The organism is Bradyrhizobium sp. CCBAU 21365, from assembly GCF_015291305.1.
In the GTDB taxonomy this organism is placed as follows: Bacteria; Pseudomonadota; Alphaproteobacteria; order Rhizobiales; family Xanthobacteraceae; genus Bradyrhizobium; species Bradyrhizobium elkanii.
In genome coordinates this window covers 7,509,561-7,528,443 of record NZ_CP030036.1, presented here as the reverse complement: position 1 = coordinate 7,528,443, position 18,883 = coordinate 7,509,561, and the positions used below count along the sequence as shown (strand labels likewise).

Genomic DNA, 18,883 nt, shown 5'->3' with positions numbered 1-18,883 from the left:
GTGTCCTATTCCCGACCGGTCCTCTAGTTCACCAGCACGGCGCCGTCGCAGCGGATGCCCAGCACCCAAACGTCGACCTGGCCGAGCCCGATGCCGAGCGTCGCGAGCAGCGACGCCAGCACCTGATCGACTGAACTCGTCACGCCGTTCAGGATGCTCATGACGAGCGCGCCCAATCCGGGAAGCGGAATGCCGGCGATGTTGATCGAGAGGTCGCCGAGCAGGCTTCCTGTCAGCGACGAAAGGAAGTTGGTCGTCGTCACCGTCTTCTTGGTCCCTGCCTGGATATCGCTGTAGCTGAAATTGACATTGGTCGGCGTGGTGTTGCCCATGCCGGCATGGGCCAGGCCCGTGATCGTGATCCCCAGCAGAGTGACCAGTGTCGCCGGCGGCGGATTGGGTTTGGTCGTGAAATTGGTCATGTCGGCGACCGTGACGTTGCCGATCCATGCATCCACGATCCCCGGCGTCACGCCGACCGTCACCTGCGAGGTGTTGATGTTCGGATGGCCGCAGGATACCGCGTTGAGCGTCGCGGTCCCCGAGGCGACCTCGACATAGACCGGGAGATTGATCGACGCGATGCTGCCGGAGCCGAGAACGTTGATGGTTGCCAGGATCCTGGTCTGAGCGGTGTGGACGCTCACGCCCTGGGTGCCGATCGCGATCCAGCTCGAGCCGACCGGCCGTTCACCGATGGTCATGAGCACGGAGACATTGGCGATGCCCGGCAGGCCGAGGTTGACCGAGGTTGCGATCTGATGGTTGCCGTTGGCGATCTGCGCCACCGTGGAAATCAGGTCGAACACCGAAACACTGGCGCCGACCTTGGGTTTCTGCCCCACCGTGAGATTGGCAAAGGGACCGAGGTCGACCAGCGTGCCCGGCGAAATCTTGGTGGTGGAGCCGGTGACGGCCTGGGAGATCGTCGACAGCGCGGTGGTCGCCGCGTTGGCGCCGTTGGTGATCTGCTGTGTGGTCAGCGCGGACGCGACGATGTCGCCGACCTTGATGTTGCTGCTCAGCAGGTCGCTATAGGTGACGCCGGTCAGGTTGACCCTGGTCGCCAGTGCCGACAGGAAGTCCAGTGCGTCGATCTTCGCGCTGATCAGCGCATTGTAGTCCATTACCGAGAGCGACAGCGTGGTGCCGAGCATCGAGCCGAGCAGCGCATTGAGCGCGCCGCCGTTGACCGAGAGCAGCCTCGAGCCGATCGCGAACGAAGCCATTTCGGTCGATGTCGCGGTGGCGGTTGTCTTGATGGTGAAGCTGCTCGCGCCGGTGAGGTACCGCGCGAAGTAGAGCGGGGTCTGGGTGTTCAGCGTGACCCGCGCGGCGTTGGGAGTGCCGACCGCCGGGGTCACGAAACGGGCCTGCGGCGCGATGGCGCTGTTTGCGGTGTAGGTTCCTGTCTCGACCTTGACCAGCGCGCTGGCCGGGTACTTGTTCTGCGTCACGGTCGCGGTGGCGGCGTTGACCGGATTGTTCAGGTTGGCGGCGGCGACGATCGCGGCGAGATCGGCGGTGCTCTGCGTCTTGCGCCGGTCGGCGAAGATGGTGCCGAGATCGATTGCAAGCCCGGCGCACCCGATCAGGAGCGTCATCAGGCCGGCGCTGATCATCGCGAAATTTCCTCGTTCGTCGGCGCCAAAGCGCCGCATCAGCGTGAGGACGCCTCTCATCCTAGAATCCCCCGTACTGAATCGCCGCGGAGCGGACGATGGTGCTCGCCGGCGCGGGGACGAAGGGCAGCTTGTAGATGAAGTTGCCGGCCGCGTTGTAGTTGACCGTCACGACGTAGACGTTGGCATTCGATGGAGACGGCGCGGCATTGACCGTGAGATTGGCGGCAACGAGCAACGGATAGGTCGACGCGTTGGCGGTGACGTAGTTCGTCGCGAGGCTGTTGCGTTCGGTGTCGGTCATTCCTGCGATGGATGACCGCGCCGCTTCGGCGGCGAGTTGCTGAACGCCATGCACCATGGCGAGATACGAGCCGAAGACGATGATGCCGAAAATGAAGGCAAGAAACAGCGGCAGCATCAGCGCGAATTCGACGGCAGACGCACCGCTTCGGCAGCGAAAAAAACTGGTCATTGCAACACACCTCGAAACGCCAACTACGACGTCACGTTGCGAGGCTTTGATTAAGGAAAACTATGAAAACGCTTTCGCGAATCAGCGGCGCCAATTCAGACTTATCGAGTCAGTGAAACGTTATGGGGCGATCAGAATATTTGATGCGATATCCGCAAAAACCCGGGGTGTGGTGCGGTTGAGCTGCTGCAGCGTGTGGAGATGCAGTTGTTGAATACCGTGATATGCGGAGCAATGCACGTAACAATACATATGGCCTGCAATATCAGTGCCTTGGCGGTAATTGTAGCTAAACGAAAGTGCAACCAAATGTTAGTATAGCCTGATCACATACTGTGGAGATTGGAATTGCGTCCCGTGCTGAGATTGGAGTGCTCGCGATGCATAGACCGCGTCAACATTTGAATATTCCTACTGAAATCGTTCGCACCGTCGTTGCGATCGCGGAGACAGGCAGCCTGTCGAAAGCCGGGGAGCGTCTCGGCCTCAGCCAGCCGGCGATCAGTTCGCAGGTCAAGCGCCTGCAAAGCCTGATTGGTGGCGCACTCTTCGTCAGAACCGCAAACGGCACCACGACCACAGAGCTCGGCAAGGTCGCTGTGCAGCAGGCGAGGCGCATCCTCGAAGCCAACGATCAACTGCTTCGGCTCGGCGGCAATCATGAAGGACCCCAGCCGTTGCGGCTGGGAATCAGCACGATGCTCGCCGAGGAATTCCTGAAGCTGCATCCGTCCGATGCACTCGCCGACGTTTTGCTTCACGCCGACATGTCACCGGTCGTCATCAGGGGATTGATCGACGGCTACATCGACATCGCGTTCGTCTACAGCAACCCTTCGCAGGAGAACGAAGACGAGGTGACGATCGCCGCCGAGGCTGCCGAGCGGTCGGTGTGGGTGCGATCTCGTGATTTTGTGCTGCGGCCGGGCGCCCCGATCCCGATCCTGGCCTGGCCGGGTGACGACTGGATGATCCGGACGCTCACCAAGCACAACATCACGTACAAGATCGTGTTCAGGAGCCCGAACCATCAGCTGCGTCTGGAAGCCGCACGGGCCGGATACGGCCTGACGGCGTGCCCCGAGCGGATGATCCCGTCCTCGCTGATTTCCGCGAAGGACTATTATCTTCCGGAGCTTCCGATGCAGAAGCGCCTGCTGTGCATTCGCCCTGGTCTCGAAGGAAGCCGCGCCACGGCGATGGTGCAGCGGTTGTCCAGCCTGTTCTTCAGCGGCACGAAGCCGATGCGTCAGGTGAGCAACATGTAGCCGGTGCTGCCGCGGTCCGGCGGCGCCGATCAATAGTGCGGTGGGCGCTCGTTGGCGGGGCCGGGCGCCTGGCGTTCGGCCTCCTGAAGCCGGTCGCGCAACTCGGCGATCTGGCGCGTCAGCGCGTCGATCTGCTTCCATTGTGCCGTGATGGTCTGGTTCAGCGTCTCGATGGTTTCGTCCTGATAGGTCAGGCGGACCTCCAGTGCATCGATCCGCTCGCTCAGCTTGGCCGTGTCATTCATGGACGGCAGCCTCGCAGGGGGCATCCGCGCGCTCCACGCCGCTCGAACGCGCTCCCGCGCGCTCGCGCAGGCCGTGACCGAGCGCGACACGCTCGTCGAACACAAAGCAGTCGCCGCGCCAGCGGCTGTCCTGCTGCGGCGTTTCTTCGAGATATTTCAGGATGCCGCCCTTGAGGTGATAGACCTCGGCAAAACCCTGCGCGAGCAGATAGGCGCTGGCCTTCTCGCAGCGGATGCCGCCGGTGCAGAACATCGCAATCCTGCGGTGCTTCGTCGGATCGAGGTTTCGCGCCGTAAATTCCTTGAATTGTCCAAAGCTCGCGATCCTGGGATCCACCGCGCCTTCGAACGTGCCCATCGCGACCTCGAACGCGTTGCGGGTATCGAGCACCATGATGTCAGGCGCGGCGATCAACTCGTTCCAGTCGGCGGCATCGACATAGGTGCCGACCAGCCGCGTCGGATCGACCGTGGTGTCGCCGAGCGTGACGATCTCCTTCTTCAGCCGCACCTTGAGCCGCTGGAATGGCATTTGCGCGGCTTCGGAGAACTTCAGCTCGAGATTGTCGAGGCGGCCGCCGAACAGCGGCCCGCGCCTGAGCTCCGCAACGAAGTCGTCGATGCTCTGGTCGGTGCCGGCAATCGTGCCGTTGATGCCCTCATGGGCGAGCAGCACACTGCCCTTGAGATCGAGCCCGGCGCAGAACGCGCGCAGCGGCTCGCGCAGCGCGCGGAAGTCGGGCAGCGCGGCGAATTGGTAGAAGGCGGCAACCTTGAAGCGCATCGCCGGGGTTTATCAGGCCGGCCAGGCCGGCGAAACCCGCAAAGCCATGCATTGTCGGGATAATTCCCCTGGCATGCCAGGCATTGCTCAGCCGGGGATGAGTGTGCCATGTACTTTGTACTCCCTTGGCATCATCCGCCGCAGCCGCATCAGACCATCACGATCAAGCGAGCACTCCGTTATGAGGAATTTCCATTTCGCCGGCCGTTCCACGGTTCACGCCCAGAACGCGATGGTGGCGACGTCGCATCCGGAGGCGGCGCTCGCGGCCATCGAGGTGATGCGCGAGGGCGGCACGGCCGCCGACGCGGCGGTTGCAGCCTGCGCGCTGCTCGGCGTCATCGAGCCGCAATCGACCGGCATCGGCGGCGACTGCTTCGCGCTGATCCAGCCGAGGGGGGAAGGCAAGATTACCGCCTATAACGGCAGCGGCCGGGCGCCGATGGCGGCGACCGCCGACTGGTATCTCGAGCGCAAGATCCATTCGGTGCCGCTGACCTCGGCACATGCGGTCAGCATTCCCGGCGCGGTCGATGCCTGGGACGTGATCCTGAAGGACCACGGCAAGTTCGGCTTCGACCGGCTGCTGCAGCCGGCGATCAAGGCCGCCGAAGAGGGCTACGTGGTCGCTCCGCGTATCGCTTTCGACTGGAAGAACGGCTTCGAGAAGCTAAAGAACGGCACGAACACGGAGCGCTATCTTTTGCCGCACGGCAAGCCCGCGGTTGCCGGCGACGTGATCCGCCAGCCCGAGCTCGGCAAGACGCTGCGCGCGATCGCGCAAAAGGGCCGCGACGCCTTCTATAGCGGCGAAATCGCCGCCGATATGGTCGACACGCTGCGCGGCATCGGCGGCCTGCACACGCTCGAGGACTTCGCCGCGCATTCGACCGAGGCGACCTCGCCGATCGGCACGATGTACAAGGGCTACGATGTCTGGCAGTGCCCCCCGAACGGCCCCGGCATCACCATGCTGGTCATGCTCAACATCCTGTCGCGCTTCGACCTGACCAAGTTCAAGCCGCTCAGCATCGAGCGCTTCCACCTCGAGGCCGAGGCGGCACGCATCGCCTACATGATGCGCGAGCAGCATATCGGCGATCCCCAGCACGTGCATGTCGACGTTGCCGGCATCCTCGCCAGGGAATTCGCCGAAGAGCACATCAAGAATATCCGGATGGACCGGCTGCTCGAACTGCCGAACGTTGCGCCGCCGATGAACCCGTCGACGGTCTACATCACGGTGGTCGACAAGGATCGCAACGTCTGCTCGTTCATCAATTCGATCGCGCATTCGTTCGGCTCGGCGATCGTCTCCAACAAGACCGGCGTCCTGCTGCAGAACCGCGCCGGCGGCTTCCGCATCCAGCCCGGACATCCGAATTGCATCGCACCGGGCAAGCGTCCGCTGCACACCATCATCCCGGCGCTGGCCACCAGGAACGGCCGTGCGCTGATGCCGTACGGCGTGATGGGCGGTCAGTACCAGCCGGTCGGCCAGACCCGTGTGCTGACCAACATGCTCGACTATGGCTGCGACATTCAGGAAGCCATCGATATGCCGCGCGGCCTGCACTACGAAGGCGTCTACCAGCTCGAGGACAGCGTGCCGGCGGAGATCGTCGAAGGCCTGAAGAAGATCGGTCACAAGACCACCAGCGTGGTCGCGCCGCTCGGCGGCGGGCAGGGTATCTGGATCGATTGGGACAAGGGGACGCTGACCGGCGGCTCCGACCCGCGCAAGGACGGCTGCGCGCTCGGCTACTGATTGTCGCGGACGATCAGGGGCCCGGCGGAAACAAGGTGTTGTCGCGGGGATGGTGCTAGTCCTGCCCCGCGGAAGCCCGTCAGCGGCACCACCTACTCATATTCTGGCGGCGCAACTGATCGGTGATCTGATCGCAGGCGCGTCGTCGCCATTGCTTGACGATTTTGCGCTGGACCGCGACGGCGGCATGGCCGGTCACTGAAAAATGGCTAGGGAATTGGCCCTCGCTGGGCTAGAGACGGCCGTCCTTCACGAGAGGTGCAAGATGCGATCTTCCCGACGCACGATCATCAAGACTGCGTTCGCCGGCCTTGCGGCGGCAGTCTCCACGTCCGTTGTCAACGGGACGGCAACGGCCCAAACTGCAGGAAAGCCCATGACCACAGCTTCAGGCCTTCAGATCATCGACAGCAAGGTCGGCACCGGCGCCTCGCCGAAGACCGGCCAGACCTGCGTCATGCACTACACCGGCTGGCTCTACGAGAACGGCCAGAAGGGCAAGAAATTCGACTCCTCGGTCGATCGCAACGAGCCGTTCGAGTTTCCGATCGGCCAGGGTCACGTGATCAAGGGGTGGGACGAGGGCGTCGCCAGCATGAAGGTGGGCGGCAAGCGCACCCTGATCATCCCGCCGAACCTCGGCTACGGCGCGCGCGGCGCCGGCGGCGTGATCCCGCCGAACGCCACGCTGATGTTCGACGTCGAACTGCTCGGCGTCAAATAAGCTGATGGGCGTCAGGTAACCGGCCCACAACAACAAGGGCGCAGCGATGAAGATTTCGATCCTCGACGATTATTTCGACACGCTGCGCACCCTCGATTGCTACCGCAAGCTCGACGGGTATGACGTCAAGATCTGGAACGATCACGTCCAGGACGTCGATGCACTCGCCGACCGGCTGCGCGATACCGACGCGCTGGTCCTGATCCGCGAGCGAACCCAGATCCGCACGCCGCTGCTCGAACGTCTGCCGAAGCTGAAGCTGATCAGCCAGCGCAGCGTCTATCCGCATATCGACATCGACACCTGCACGCGGCTCGGCATCATCGTGTCGTCGAGCCAGCATGCCAATACGCCGTCCTACGCCACTGCCGAGTTCACCTGGGGCATGATCCTCGCCGCGATGCGCGCGATCCCGCAACAGATGGCGGCGCTGAAGGCGGGCAAGTGGCAGATCGGCGTCGGTCATACGCTGCGCGGCAAGACGCTCGGCATCTGTGGCTATGGTCGCATCGGCGCGGTGGTCGCGGGCTATGGAAAGGCGTTTGGCATGAACGTGCTGGTCTGGGCGCGCGAGCCGGCGATGGCGAAGGCGCGCGCCGACGGCTATGAGGCCGCGGCCAGCAAGGCGGATTTCTTTGCTCGCTGCGACGTGCTGTCGCTGCATATGCGGCTGGTGGACGCGACGCGCGGCATCGTCAAGGCGGAAGACCTCGCGCGGATGAAACAGACCGCGCTGATCGTCAACACCAGCCGCGCGCCGCTGATCGAGCCCGGCGCGCTGGTCAATGCGCTGCGTGCCGGCCGGCCCGGGATGGCCGCGATCGACGTCTACGAGAAGGAGCCGCTGCGCGACACGGCGGACCCGCTGCTCAACATGGACAATGTGGTCTGCACGCCGCATCTCGGCTACGTCTCGCGCGACGAGTACGAGATCCAGTTCACCGACATCTTCGATCAGATATTGGCTTACGCGGCCGGTACGCCGACCAACGTCGTCAATCCGGATGTGCTGACACATCCGGATGTGCTGGCGCATCCGCGCCCGCGCGGCTGACCAGCATCGCTCATGCTCGAACGGCCGGCTCGATGGGGCGGCCGTGTCATCTCCCGTTCAGCGAGGCCAGTGAGCCGCTGCGGTCACCCTGCCGACGATCCTCTTGATGCCGCCGAGTGCCTTCTGTCCCTTGCCCTTGGCTTCCAGGATCGCGCCTCTGCCCTGCATCGCCGGAGAGCCGGTGACCTTGCCAAGACGCCGCTTGAACCTGCCGATCGCCTCGTTGGCCGTGCCCTTGATCCTATCGGTCGTGCTACCCATGAAATTACTCCTTCGGAATACGCTGAGGCAACGCGCCGGAACATGGCGATGTTCCGATTTGGCGATGTTCCGATTTTGCGCTCGCTTGCGGGAGCGCTTTTCGGTAGCGTTCCACGCACGAAACCTGACCAACGAAAGCAAGAACGATGAGCGGTTCCCACGATCACACCCATTCCCACGATCATCACCATCACGACGATGAGCGCTGGAAGCACGACGGCGTCCGCGTGATTCCCGGCAACCAGCTCGATCCGAATGTGCCGTCGACCGCCGGCATGGACCGCAAGGCCGCGATCAATTTTGCCCGGGTCGGCGCGCAGAAATTGTGGGCAGGCACCGTCAGCATCAAGCCGGACGCCAAGACCGGCGCGCATCATCACGGCCATCTCGAAAGCATCATCTATGTCGTGAAGGGCAAGGCGCGGATGCGCTGGGGCGAGAAGCTGCAATTCACCGCCGAAGCCGGTCCCGGCGATTTCATCTTCGTGCCGCCCTACGTTCCGCACCAGGAGATCAACGCCAGTCCCGACGAAGTGCTGGAATGCGTGCTGGTGCGCTCCGACGGCGAGGCGGTGGCGATCAACCTCGACATCGAGCCGGTCGAGAAGCCGGAGAACGTGCTGTGGGTCGACCCGGTGCACCGGCATCCCGACGAGAAGAAATAACGTCGCGGCCTGGCCGCGACGAAACATAATAACAAAAGCAGGGAGGCCAGCATGACGCTCGTTCGCTACGAGAGCGCCGACCACGTTGCGACCATCACGATGGACCGTCGCGAGAAGCACAACGCGCTCAACAACGCGCTGTGCAGCGAATTGCGCGATGCCTGGCAGCGCTTCCGCGACAGCGAGGATCGCGTCGCGGTGCTGGCCTCCGCGGAGGAGAAGTATTTTTCCGTCGGTGCCGATGTAGCCGATCTTCCCGTCAATATGTGGCACGCGGTGCCCGGCCTCGGCGTCGAGCTCGACAAGCCGGTCATCGCGGCGACGTCCGGCTGGGTCGTGGGTGGCGCCTTTGTGCTGGTCCAGATGGCCGATCTATGCGTGGCGTCGGAGACGACGCGTTTCATCTACCCGGAGGGAAAGATCGGCACCACCGCGGGCGGCGTCTCGTCGGTGATGGCGCGGATGCCGCACAAGATCGCGATGGAGTTTCTGTTGGTCGGTGAGGAAATGTCGGCGGAGCGTGCCTTCCAGATCGGCTTCGTCAACAAGGTCAGCACCTCGCGCTGGCGCAGGAGATGGCCGCGAAGATCGCCGGCAATGCGCCGCTGGTGGTTCGCGCGCTGAAGAAGTTGGCCCGTGAAGCTATGCCGAAGGGGCCGCTGGAAACGGTGGCTGACGTGCGGCGGTTGCTCGACGAGGTCAAGGACAGCGAGGATCTCAAGGAGGGCGTGAAGGCATTCAGCGAGAAGCGGAAGCCGAGGTTTACGGGGAAGTGACGCAGTCATTCCGGGGCTCGCGAAGCGAGAACCCGGAATCTCGAGGTTCCGGGTTCGACGCTTACGCGTCGCCCCGGAACGACGGACTCAAGCAAACACCCGGTGATCGATCGCCCCGCTCGGCACCACATAGCCGTAGCGCGTGTTCGACGGCTCTACGCCGGCCTTCTCATACTGCGCCTTCATCATCGCAAAGCGATCGCCCTTGAGGTCGAGCATCGCGCGCTTCGGCTGGATGTTGTAGAGCCGGGCGTTGTTGTCGCCGAAGATCGCCGTCTTGACCGGCCCGTCGGCGGGGCCGAGCGGTGCATAGCCGAACTTCTTCTGCATCGTCTCCGGGATTTCCAGCCGCCGCAGGCCCTCGATCTGCCATTGCGGCGCGCCGGTCCACAGCGCATCGGTACCCCAGCAGACGTGGTCGACGCCGAGGCCCTTGATCAGGGTGCCCATCAGTGCGGCGCAGACATTGGGCTCGGCGACCAGTGTGGTCGCAAACAATTGCCCGACGTCGCCATAGACGTTGTTGACGCCATACTGCGCCGGGATGTCGGCGAGATCCGAGGTCCAGGCGATGCGCCCGGTTCGCTCGAACTCGGCGAGCGCGACCTTCGGATCGCCGCCGACATGGCGATAGGCCGAATGGTAGATGATGAAGTTGAGCTGCGGCCAGTCCTTGGCGGCTTGGCCGACATCGGCAACGTCGGCGAAGCCGCGCAGGTTCGGATACTGCTTCTCGATCCCGGGCGGAAACAGTCCCTTGTGGACGCAGACATTCTTGATGCCCGCCTTCACCATCTTCTCATAACCCTTGTAGGCGACCTTCTCGTCGTCCAGCCGCCAGGGGTAGCGGCTGATCTCCTTGTGGGTGTTGTCGCCGATCGTGTAGCCCTTGCAGGATTCCGGCTTCAGCGCCAATGCGGCGTCGAGCTTGTCGAGCCAGCCGGGCTGCCCGGGCGTGAAGATGGCGTGGCAGAACACGCGCCGCGAGCCGGCCTCGTCGTTCATTTTCTTGCGCGCGTCGGCCATCTGCGCGTTGGTCAGGAACCAGTCCTGCTCGATATCCGACGGCGCCGAGGAGATCAGCGCGATCTTGGTGTCGGAATCGAGAAACATCTCTTTCTTGTAGTTGTTGAACTTCAGATCCTCGATGGTCTGCTCGTGATCGTTGAGCTCCTTGTTCCAGCCGGCCTTGCCGACCGCCCTGCGCATTTCCACAAAACCCATGATGCGGGTGTCGTCGCGCAGGAAATGCGTGTGCATGTCCATGATGAACTGGTCTTTCAGGGAGTTGGCGCGCTCCTGCGCCATCGCCGATGTCGCGGCCTCCGCCGGCGTCACTGCGAACAGCTCCCCGTAAACCTGGTTCATCGCGACGAAGGAGGCGGCCATGCCGGCCGCGGTCTGGAAGAATCTGCGGCGATCGAGGCCCTGCTTGGCGCCGAGATCGTCGGCCATCGCGAGCAGCCGCGCCTCGACCTCGCGTTGACGTTCGTTCTGCGGGTCGGGATAGAATTCGTCGCTGGAGACGATCTGGGTCGGGATCGGTGTCTGGTGCCGGCACAGTTCGGAGGGCATCAAGGCGGCAAGTTCTTCGTCGGTGAGATTGCTGCTCATTCTTCGCTCCCGCTTCTCGCCGGATTTTTCCGGTCGGATCGCGGCGGAGACTAGGACCAAGTCCGTCTGTCGTCCGCGCCGTTTGCCGGAAACCGCGTTCACAAAATCGTGCATCGGATTGGCGGACGCGAGATGCGCCCGTTGCGCAACCGAACATGCGCGCTGCTATGCTCGATCGCACCGGATCGAACGAAGAAATCCGGAAGGGAGCGGACCCATGATGTCATCTGACCATTCGCGGCGCAGCATGATCAAAGGCATCGGCATTGCAACGGCCGCCGGCGTGCTCGGCGCCGCGACGGCGCAGGCCGCGACCGCGGTTCCTTCCGAAGGGGAAATATGGAGCAACGAATACTGGGCGAAGAAGGGTGACATACCGTTGTGGATGTTCCGCAAGCGGATCGGTGCGCCGAAGCCGGGCGAGCCGGCGCGGCCCGTGGTGTTCTTCGTCCACGGCTCGTCGGTGACATCAAGGGTGTTCGACCTCACGGTGCCCGGCAAGGGCGAGTATTCGCTGCTCAACACATTTGCCCGCTACGGCTTCGATTGCTGGACCATGGACCACGAGAATTACGGCAAGTCCGGCCGCACGTCGGGCAACGCGGATATTGCGAGCGGCGTCGAGGATCTGAAGGCCGCGGTCGAGGTGATCGCGCATGAGACCGGGCAGCGGCGCTATCACTTCGTCGGCGAATCTTCGGGCGCCCTGCGGGCCGGCGCTTTCGCAATGGCCGCGCCCGAGCGCATCGACCGCCTGGTGTTCGCGGCCTTCACCTACAAGGGCGAGGGCTCGCCGACGCTGGCGAAGCGCGCCGAGCAACTCGCCTATTACCGCAGCCACAACATGCGCAAGCGCGACCGCGACATGATCCGCTCGATCGCAACCCGCGACAGGCCCGGCACGTCGGATGCTGCCGTGGTCGAGGTGCTGGCCGATGTCGAGATGCAGTTCGGCGACCAGATCCCGACCGGCACCTATCTGGACATGACCGCCAATTTGCCGGTGGTGCATCCGGAGAAGGTGCTGGCGCCGGTGCTGCTGGTCCGCGGCGAATATGACGGCATCGCCGCGGTTCTGGATCTCGAGGAGTTCTTCAACAAGCTGCCGAACGGCGACCGGCAGTTCGTCATCCTGCCCGGCACCGCCCATTCGGTGGCGCTTGCCACCAATCGGGAGCTGTTCTGGCATGTGACGCGGGCATTCCTGACCATGCCGACACCGATCGTGACCTGATGTCACCCTGCGGCAGGACGCCGCAAGAAAAATTCGCACGGCGATGTCGGGACGTGGCGAGGCGGTTCGTCCTCGGGGCGCAACCCCGCGAAAAGGAGCGCCTTTCATGGCCAAGCCGACAATGATCTTCGTCAACCTGCCGGTCAGCAATCTCGCCCACGCGACCGCCTTCTATGAGGCGATCGGCGCGACCAAGAACGCGCAATTTTCTGACCACACCGCCTCCTGCATGGTGATCTCGGACACGATTCACGTGATGCTGCTGACGCACGACAAGTTCCGCGAGTTCACCCCGAAGAAAATTGCCGACACCAAGACCACGAGCGAAGTGCTGATCTGCCTGTCCGCCGACAGCCGCGACGCCGTCGACGGCTATGTCACCAAGGCGAAGGGCGCGGGCGGCAACGCCGATCCGTCGCCGCAGCAGGATTACGGCTTCATGTACGGCCGCAGCTTCGAGGATCCCGATGGTCACATCTGGGAGGTGATGTGGATGGATGTCGAGGCGGCGATGAAGGCGCAGTCCGCCGCGGCGACCGCCTGATCGCATCCTGCCATCACGAGGAGCTCAGCATGTCCAAGGTATCTCCCTGCCTGTGGTTCAACGGCGAGGCCGAGGAGGCCGCAAACCTCTACGTCTCGCTGTTGCCCGGTTCGCGGATCGAGACCGTCCAGAAGAACGTCATCGACAGCCCCGGCGGAAAGGCCGGCACGGTGCTGCTGGTCGAATTCACGCTCGCCGGTCAGCGCTTCATGGCGCTGAACGGCGGGGTGAAGATGGAGCACACCCACGCGGTCTCGTTCGCGATCGACTGTGTCGACCAGGCCGAGGTCGATCGCCTGTGGGACGCGTTGCTCGCGGCCGGCGGCACGGCCGAGCAGTGTGGCTGGCTGCGCGATCGCTACGGCGTCGCTTGGCAGATCGTGCCGGCGGCGGTCCGTCAATATCTCGGCGGGTCCGACGCCGCCGGCGCCGCGCGCGTGATGCAGGCCGTCCTCGGGATGATCAAGCTCGATATCGAAGGTCTGCGCCGGGCCTATGAGGGCGAGGCGGCGGCGTAAGGTAGGGCTTCGCTGGCATCGCCCGGCGGCGATCCAGCATTCCAGAGACTTCGGTGCTCGGCCGACAGGCCGCGGCGGATTGGATGCCCCGCATGAAGCGGGGCATGACCATGTGGGCACGATGGTTCCGTCACATGACCGTAGTGACGGATCGCGGACGCAGCTGATATCGTATAATTGTCGCAAGCTGCGTTCCCCTCGCACCGTGCTTGCCCTTTGAACATCGTATCCAAATCTCCTTCTGCTCCCGAGCGTCCCGCCGCGCGCAGGGCGATCGTCGCGGCCATCATCTTCATCGTCGCCCACGTCGTGCTGCTGCTCGGGATCACGGCGCCGGACAAGCTCTATTTCGACGAGGTGCACTACGTGCCGGCGGCGCGGCAGATACTGCTGCCGGTGCGCGATGGCCCGATCCTCAACCCGATGCATCCGCCGCTCGCCAAGGAGATCATCGCGCTCTCGATCAAGGCGTTCGGCGACGGGCCGCTGGGATGGCGCTATCCCGCGGCGCTGTTCGGTGCGCTGGCGCTGGTCGGCGTCTATCTCGGCGGGCTTGCGCTGTTCGCGTCGCAGCAACGCGCGATCGCTGCCGTGCTGCTCGCCTTCTTCAACCAGATGCTGTTCGTGCAGTCGCGGATCGCGATGCTGGATATTTTCGCGCTCGCCTTCGGCCTGTTCGCGATCGCGGCGTTCGTTCACGGCTTCAGGCAACCAAGACCGCAATCCGCCTTTGCGCTGGCCGGACTCTTCGCAGGGCTTGCCACTGCCTGCAAATGGAGCGGGCTGTTCGTGCTCGCGACCTGCATCGCGATCGTCGTGGTGATCCGCCTGATGCAGGGCTGGCGCACGCGCTTTGCCGACGCCAATGCGGAGGATTGGTACCGGCCGGAGTTGTGGCCGGATTTCCGTGTTCCGCACTTCATGGTCTGCTTCGTGCTGATCCCGGCGACCGTCTATCTCGCGACCTTCGTGCCGCTCTACGGCCTCTCGTTCACGGATATCATGGAGGCGCAGCGCCGCATCTTTGCCGACAACACCACGACTGCCATCGCGGGCCACACCTATATGAGCTCGTGGCCGTCCTGGCCGTTCCTGGTGCGCCCGGTCTGGTACCTGTTCGAGAAGGTCGGCGACGACAGGTTCGCCGCGATCGTGTTCCTCGGTAACCCGCTGGTGCTGTGGCCGGCATTGATCGCGCTGATCATTGCGCTGCGCGACTGGATCGTCGGACGCGGCCGTGACGCATTTCTCGTGCTGGCGTTCTACCTCGGACCGTATCTGGCCTGGGCGCTGCTGCCGCGCACGCTCGGTTTCATCTATTACTATCTGCCCGCGGCGACCACCGCGAGCTTCGTGCTGGTCTACGCCTTGACACGCAAGGGGGCGCCGCGCTGGCTGCTCTGGACGTTCGTCGCGGTTGGATGCGCAGGGTTCGTTGCGATGCTGCCCGTCACGGCCGCTGTCATCGAGACGTCGATGGCGACATTCAACCGGCTGATGCTGTTTCAAGGCTGGATATGATTGATCCGCCTGCCGCACTGGCAGGCGGATCAAGTATGCAAAGAGATTACTGCGATGCGGTCTTGGTATCCATGTTGACGACCTGCACGCGGCGATTGGTCGGGTCCATCGGCGCGCTCGGGTCCTTCGGCCGGGTCTTGCCGTAGCCGACGGTGACGAGATCCGAGCCGTTCAGGCCGTAATGCTCGACCAGATATTTCTTGATGGTGTCGGCGCGGCGCTCCGACAGGTCCTGGTTATAGGCCTCGCCGCCGATCGCATCGGTATGGCCGGCGACGACGAAGGTCGAGCCCTTCATGCTGGCATCCGACAGCGCCTTGCCGAGCTCCTGCACCGCCTGGGTCGAGCCCTTGCTGATGTCGGCGGAGTTGTAGTCGAAGTGAATCTCCAGATCGATCTTCGGCTTGTTCGCCGCGATGTCGGCGATCTCCTGGCGTTCAACGCGCGACAACGAACGGGTCTGCCGGTTGCGGACGGTGTTGAGGAAGCTCGCCTCCTTGGCGGAAGCGGCGGGGTCGACCTGCGTGCCGGCGGCGAGGCTGCGGGTGGCCGGCTTCGGCTTCAGCGCATTGAGGATCTGAGCGGCCGGAACGGCCTCGCTGCCGGCCAGTGCAACGCCCGCCGTCATCGACAGCGCGGCGCCGATTGTCAGAAAAGACCAGGAAAAAGAGCGGGTCATGGTTTTCGTCCTCAAATGTCTGGCTAGCCAATCCGGCTGCTGTCGTTTTGATGCTGGGAGCCTAGAACGGGTTCAACGCCCGGAATGTGATCTGGGTCACGATTGATCGCCGGCCCGCCCTCCACACCGGCGCGAATCTGACTACATTGGCGGGGCAATGTCCCGCGCCGCCGAACCCCTTTCGTTGAACAATGCCCCTGCCCGCCATATCTGGCTGCGCGCGCAGCGGCTCGATACAAAGGCGCCGTTCGGCGAGGGGGCGTCAGCGGTGGCGGCCGCCGTCGATCATCTCGGCTATGTGCAGATCGACACCATCAATGTGATCGAGCGTTGCCATCACCACATCCTGTTCACCCGCATTCCGGACTACCGCCGCGCCGACCTCAAGCAGGCGCAAAGCCGGGACAAGAGTGTGTTCGAGTATTGGACACACGCGCTGTCCTACGTGCCGTCCAAGGACATCGGCATCTTCCTGCCGGCGATGAAGGCGCACAAGCGTGAGGGCCACAAATGGTTCTCGTCGGTGACCCCGGCGGATACGCGCAAGGTGCTGCGGCTGCTCCGTGCCGGTCCGCTGACCATCCGCGACATCGATGACGACGTGCTGACGGAGAAAGAACATCTCTGGCAGAGCCGGAAGCCGTCCAAGCGCGCGCTGCAGCTCGCATTCTATGGCGGCGTGGTCACGATCAGCGAGCGTGCCGGCATGCTGAAGACCTATGAGCTGATGACCCTGCACTTCGGCTGGGACAAGCCGCCGAAGCCGGCCCCGGCCTCGGCCAGGACCGCCTATCTGCTCGACCGCGCGCTGCGCTCGCAGGGCATCGTCAGCCTGGATTCGATCTGCCACCTCGACGCGCCGAGCAAGAAGGCGGTGCGCAGCCTGATCGAGGCGCGCCTGCGCCGCAAGGAGCTGGTGCAGGTCGCGCTGGAAGGTGCCGGCAAGCAGGAGCATTGGGCGCGGCCCGAGGTGCTGGAAGCGACCGGCGAGGGTGATCCCACCCTGGTTCACATCCTTTCACCGTTCGATCCGCTGATCATCCAGCGCAAGCGCACCGAGCTGTTCTTCGGCTATGGCCACCGTTTCGAGGCCTATGTGCCGAAGGAGAAGCGCCTGTTCGGCTATTTCGCGCTGCCGGTGCTGGTCGGCGACGACATCGTCGCCGCCCTCGACCTCAAGACCGACCGGCAGAACAAGAAGCTCCTGATGCAGAAATGGAGCTGGGTCGGCACCGGCAAGAAGCAGGCGGCACGCAAGGAGCTGAAGCGCCGCATCGAGGAAGAGCTCGACCGCTTCGAGCGCTTCCAGCTGGCTGAATAGGGCTGGCTCTCCGTCATTGCGAGCCAACGGGTCGCGCGAACGCGCGCCCGATGACAGGCTCCGCGAAGCAATCCATCGCGCCACACGCGAATAAGTGGATTGCTTCGCTTCGCTCGCAATGACGCCGTGCACAAAACGCACAAGGTTCCCGTTTGCGCTGTGAGCTATGAGTTTTTGCCATTGCTCAAAGCGGAGCCAGCCAATAATCCTCACGGCAAGCAACACCCGGGGGGACGCTTATGAGCCAGACAGCCACCATCGCGCCTGATCGCGGCGCCCGCAGCGAGATCGAGACGTCGACGATCCGCGCGATCTCCTGGCGGCTGATCCCGTTCCTGATCCTGGCCTACTTCTTCTCCTATCTCGACCGCGTCAATCTCGGTTTCGCCGCGCTCACCATGAACAGCGAGCTGAAGTTCTCGCCGGTGGTGTTCTCGTTCGGCGCCGGCATCTTCTTCATCGGCTATTTCATCTTCGAGGTGCCGAGCAATCTGGCGCTGGAGCGGTTCGGCGCCAGCAAGTGGATCGCCCGCATCATGGTGAGCTGGGGCATCCTCTCGGCGTTGATGGCGGCGGTCTATGACGAGCACAGCTTCTACGCGCTGCGCTTCTTCCTCGGCGTGGCCGAGGCGGGCTTCTTCCCCGGCATCATCCTCTATCTGACCTACTGGTACCCGGCCGAGTATCGTGCGCGCTTCCTCGCCGCCTTCGCGCTCGCGGTGCCGATCTCGACCGTGATCGGCGCGCCGATCTCCGGCCTGTTGCTCGGCCTCGACGGCGTGATGGGCCTGAAGGGCTGGCAGTGGCTGTTCGTCATCGAGGGCATTCCCTCGGTGCTGCTCGGCATCGTCACCTGGTTCTATCTGACCGACCGGCCGGAGAAGGCCGAGTGGCTCTCGGCCGAGCAGAAGGCCTGGCTCAAGGCGAAGCTCGACGCCGAAGTCGCGGCCAAGCAGGCGGCGAAGCATTTCACGCTGGGCGAGGCGCTGTCCTCGCCGAAGGTGCTGGCGCTCAGCGCGATCTATTTCGGTTTCGTCGCCTCGCTCTACGGCATGCAGTTCTGGCTGCCGCAGATCGTCAAGGCATTCGGGCTGACCAATGCGCAGACCGGATTCGTCACCGCAATTCCCTATCTGTTTGGCACGATCGCGATGACCCTGTGGGCGCGCCGTTCCGATGCCACGCGCGAGCGCGTGTTCCATGTCGGCGCGCCGCTGCTGTTGACCGCGCTGGCGCTCGGCGTCTCCAGCTATATCACCGATCCGGTCATGACGATGGTGGTGCTGACGGTCGCCGCGATCGGCGTGTTCTGCACCTTCGCGGTGTTCTGGACGCTGCCGACCGCCTGGCTCTCCGGCACCGCCGCCGCCGGCGCGATCGCGCTGATCAACTCGATCGGCAACCTCGCCGGTTTCGGCGGGCCCTATCTGATCGGCTGGGTCAAGGAAGCCACCGGCAGCACGTCGACCGGTCTGCTGGTGCTGTCGCTGTTGCCGCTCGCCGCGGGTCTGCTGGTTTTCCTCGGCAGCCACGAGACCAAGACCGAGTTCGCCGGCGCGAAGTAGCTCGCCCTCAAATCACCTGCTTCCGTAGCCCGGATGGAGCCAGCGCAATCCGGGGACCCGCCACCGGCACGGTCCCGGATTTTGCGGAGCCTGTCATCGGGCGCGCGTTCGGGCGACCGTTGGCTTCATCCGGGCTACGCATTTTCCGAACACGCACCCGCCAAATCCGACCCCGCTCACGAATTGGTTATCACTGACGAATATTGACAATCGTCAGTGATAAATCGATACTCTTCATCAGTCGT

The 18,883-nt window shown here is 63.7% G+C and carries 20 protein-coding genes; 13 read left to right on the top strand and 7 right to left on the bottom strand.

Features of this window, described 5'->3' with window-relative positions:
* Positions 1–23: 23 nt before the first annotated feature.
* Both XI02_RS35365 and XI02_RS35360 read right to left on the bottom strand, forming a co-directional pair.
* Positions 24–1,682, bottom strand: a complete 1,659-nt coding sequence (locus XI02_RS35365) for a pilus assembly protein TadG-related protein (protein WP_172647072.1) — start codon at positions 1,680–1,682, stop codon at positions 24–26.
* A gap of 1 nt (position 1,683) precedes the next feature.
* Complete coding sequence (locus XI02_RS35360) at positions 1,684–2,097, bottom strand: TadE/TadG family type IV pilus assembly protein (protein WP_016846204.1); 414 nt, start codon at positions 2,095–2,097, stop codon at positions 1,684–1,686.
* 380 nt (positions 2,098–2,477) lie between these two features.
* Between XI02_RS35360 and XI02_RS35355 the strand changes: the two genes are divergently transcribed.
* Positions 2,478–3,365 carry a LysR family transcriptional regulator gene (locus tag XI02_RS35355; protein WP_240536876.1) on the top strand — a complete coding sequence of 296 codons (888 nt, stop codon included), beginning with the start codon at positions 2,478–2,480 and terminating at the stop codon, positions 3,363–3,365.
* Positions 3,366–3,394: 29 nt separating this feature from the next.
* Here XI02_RS35355 and XI02_RS35350 read toward each other — a convergent pair whose 3' ends face one another.
* The gene (locus tag XI02_RS35350; RefSeq protein ID WP_057016935.1) at positions 3,395–3,610 is read right to left on the bottom strand and encodes a SlyX family protein; all 216 of its coding nucleotides are present in this window, start codon (positions 3,608–3,610) and stop codon (positions 3,395–3,397) included.
* On the bottom strand, positions 3,603–4,394 hold the full coding sequence (locus XI02_RS35345; RefSeq protein ID WP_172647073.1) for a rhodanese-related sulfurtransferase: 792 nt from the start codon (positions 4,392–4,394) through the stop codon (positions 3,603–3,605). Before XI02_RS35345 ends, XI02_RS35350 begins: the two co-directional genes overlap by 8 nt.
* 181 nt (positions 4,395–4,575) lie before the next feature.
* Here XI02_RS35345 and ggt point away from each other — a divergent pair, with 181 nt between their 5' ends.
* From ggt to XI02_RS35330, 3 genes are all read left to right on the top strand, one after another.
* On the top strand, positions 4,576–6,162 hold the full coding sequence (ggt, locus tag XI02_RS35340) for a gamma-glutamyltransferase (protein ID WP_172647074.1): 1,587 nt from the start codon (positions 4,576–4,578) through the stop codon (positions 6,160–6,162).
* Between the two features lie 265 nt (positions 6,163–6,427).
* Positions 6,428–6,886 (top strand): FKBP-type peptidyl-prolyl cis-trans isomerase, encoded by a 459-nt coding sequence (locus XI02_RS35335; protein WP_172647075.1) that lies wholly within the window; start codon positions 6,428–6,430, stop codon positions 6,884–6,886.
* Positions 6,887–6,932: 46 nt separating this feature from the next.
* Positions 6,933–7,940 (top strand): D-2-hydroxyacid dehydrogenase family protein, encoded by a 1,008-nt coding sequence (locus tag XI02_RS35330; protein WP_172647076.1) that lies wholly within the window; start codon positions 6,933–6,935, stop codon positions 7,938–7,940.
* A gap of 57 nt (positions 7,941–7,997) precedes the next feature.
* Here the strand turns inward: XI02_RS35330 and XI02_RS35325 are convergent, their stop codons facing one another.
* Complete coding sequence (locus XI02_RS35325; RefSeq protein ID WP_016846210.1) at positions 7,998–8,201, bottom strand: CsbD family protein; 204 nt, start codon at positions 8,199–8,201, stop codon at positions 7,998–8,000.
* 146 nt (positions 8,202–8,347) lie between these two features.
* Between XI02_RS35325 and XI02_RS35320 the strand changes: the two genes are divergently transcribed.
* From XI02_RS35320 to XI02_RS46085, 3 genes are read left to right on the top strand one after another with little or no spacing between them, the layout of a single operon-like run.
* Positions 8,348–8,866, top strand: a complete 519-nt coding sequence (locus tag XI02_RS35320) for a cupin domain-containing protein (RefSeq protein ID WP_016846211.1) — start codon at positions 8,348–8,350, stop codon at positions 8,864–8,866.
* A gap of 51 nt (positions 8,867–8,917) precedes the next feature.
* Positions 8,918–9,490, top strand: coding sequence for an enoyl-CoA hydratase/isomerase family protein (locus XI02_RS35315; protein WP_256438783.1), 573 nt, complete (start codon positions 8,918–8,920; stop codon positions 9,488–9,490).
* Complete coding sequence (locus XI02_RS46085; protein ID WP_256438782.1) at positions 9,442–9,642, top strand: enoyl-CoA hydratase-related protein; 201 nt, start codon at positions 9,442–9,444, stop codon at positions 9,640–9,642. The genes XI02_RS35315 and XI02_RS46085 overlap by 49 nt, the downstream gene beginning before the upstream one ends.
* Before the next feature lie 87 nt (positions 9,643–9,729).
* On the opposite strand, the gene XI02_RS35310 is transcribed toward XI02_RS46085, so the two are convergent.
* Positions 9,730–11,256 (bottom strand): amidohydrolase family protein, encoded by a 1,527-nt coding sequence (locus XI02_RS35310; RefSeq protein ID WP_172647077.1) that lies wholly within the window; start codon positions 11,254–11,256, stop codon positions 9,730–9,732.
* 217 nt (positions 11,257–11,473) lie between these two features.
* Here XI02_RS35310 and XI02_RS35305 point away from each other — a divergent pair, with 217 nt between their 5' ends.
* The 4 genes from XI02_RS35305 to XI02_RS35290 all read left to right on the top strand — a co-directional run bounded on the left by XI02_RS35305 (position 11,474) and on the right by XI02_RS35290 (position 15,073).
* Entirely contained in the window at positions 11,474–12,490 is a 1,017-nt protein-coding gene (locus tag XI02_RS35305; protein ID WP_172647078.1) for an alpha/beta hydrolase, read from the top strand.
* A gap of 106 nt (positions 12,491–12,596) precedes the next feature.
* Entirely contained in the window at positions 12,597–13,034 is a 438-nt protein-coding gene (locus XI02_RS35300) for a VOC family protein (protein ID WP_016846215.1), read from the top strand.
* 29 nt (positions 13,035–13,063) lie between these two features.
* Positions 13,064–13,552, top strand: coding sequence for a VOC family protein (locus XI02_RS35295; RefSeq protein ID WP_172647079.1), 489 nt, complete (start codon positions 13,064–13,066; stop codon positions 13,550–13,552).
* Between the two features lie 216 nt (positions 13,553–13,768).
* Positions 13,769–15,073, top strand: coding sequence for a phospholipid carrier-dependent glycosyltransferase (locus tag XI02_RS35290; protein WP_172647080.1), 1,305 nt, complete (start codon positions 13,769–13,771; stop codon positions 15,071–15,073).
* A 46-nt stretch (positions 15,074–15,119) separates the two neighbouring features.
* Here XI02_RS35290 and XI02_RS35285 read toward each other — a convergent pair whose 3' ends face one another.
* Positions 15,120–15,752 (bottom strand): OmpA family protein, encoded by a 633-nt coding sequence (locus tag XI02_RS35285; protein ID WP_016846218.1) that lies wholly within the window; start codon positions 15,750–15,752, stop codon positions 15,120–15,122.
* A gap of 157 nt (positions 15,753–15,909) precedes the next feature.
* Between XI02_RS35285 and XI02_RS35280 the strand changes: the two genes are divergently transcribed.
* Entirely contained in the window at positions 15,910–17,073 is a 1,164-nt protein-coding gene (locus tag XI02_RS35280; RefSeq protein WP_172647081.1) for a winged helix-turn-helix domain-containing protein, read from the top strand.
* A gap of 239 nt (positions 17,074–17,312) precedes the next feature.
* Positions 17,313–18,638 carry an MFS transporter gene (locus tag XI02_RS35275; protein ID WP_172647082.1) on the top strand — a complete coding sequence of 442 codons (1,326 nt, stop codon included), beginning with the start codon at positions 17,313–17,315 and terminating at the stop codon, positions 18,636–18,638.
* Positions 18,639–18,883 lie beyond the last annotated feature (245 nt).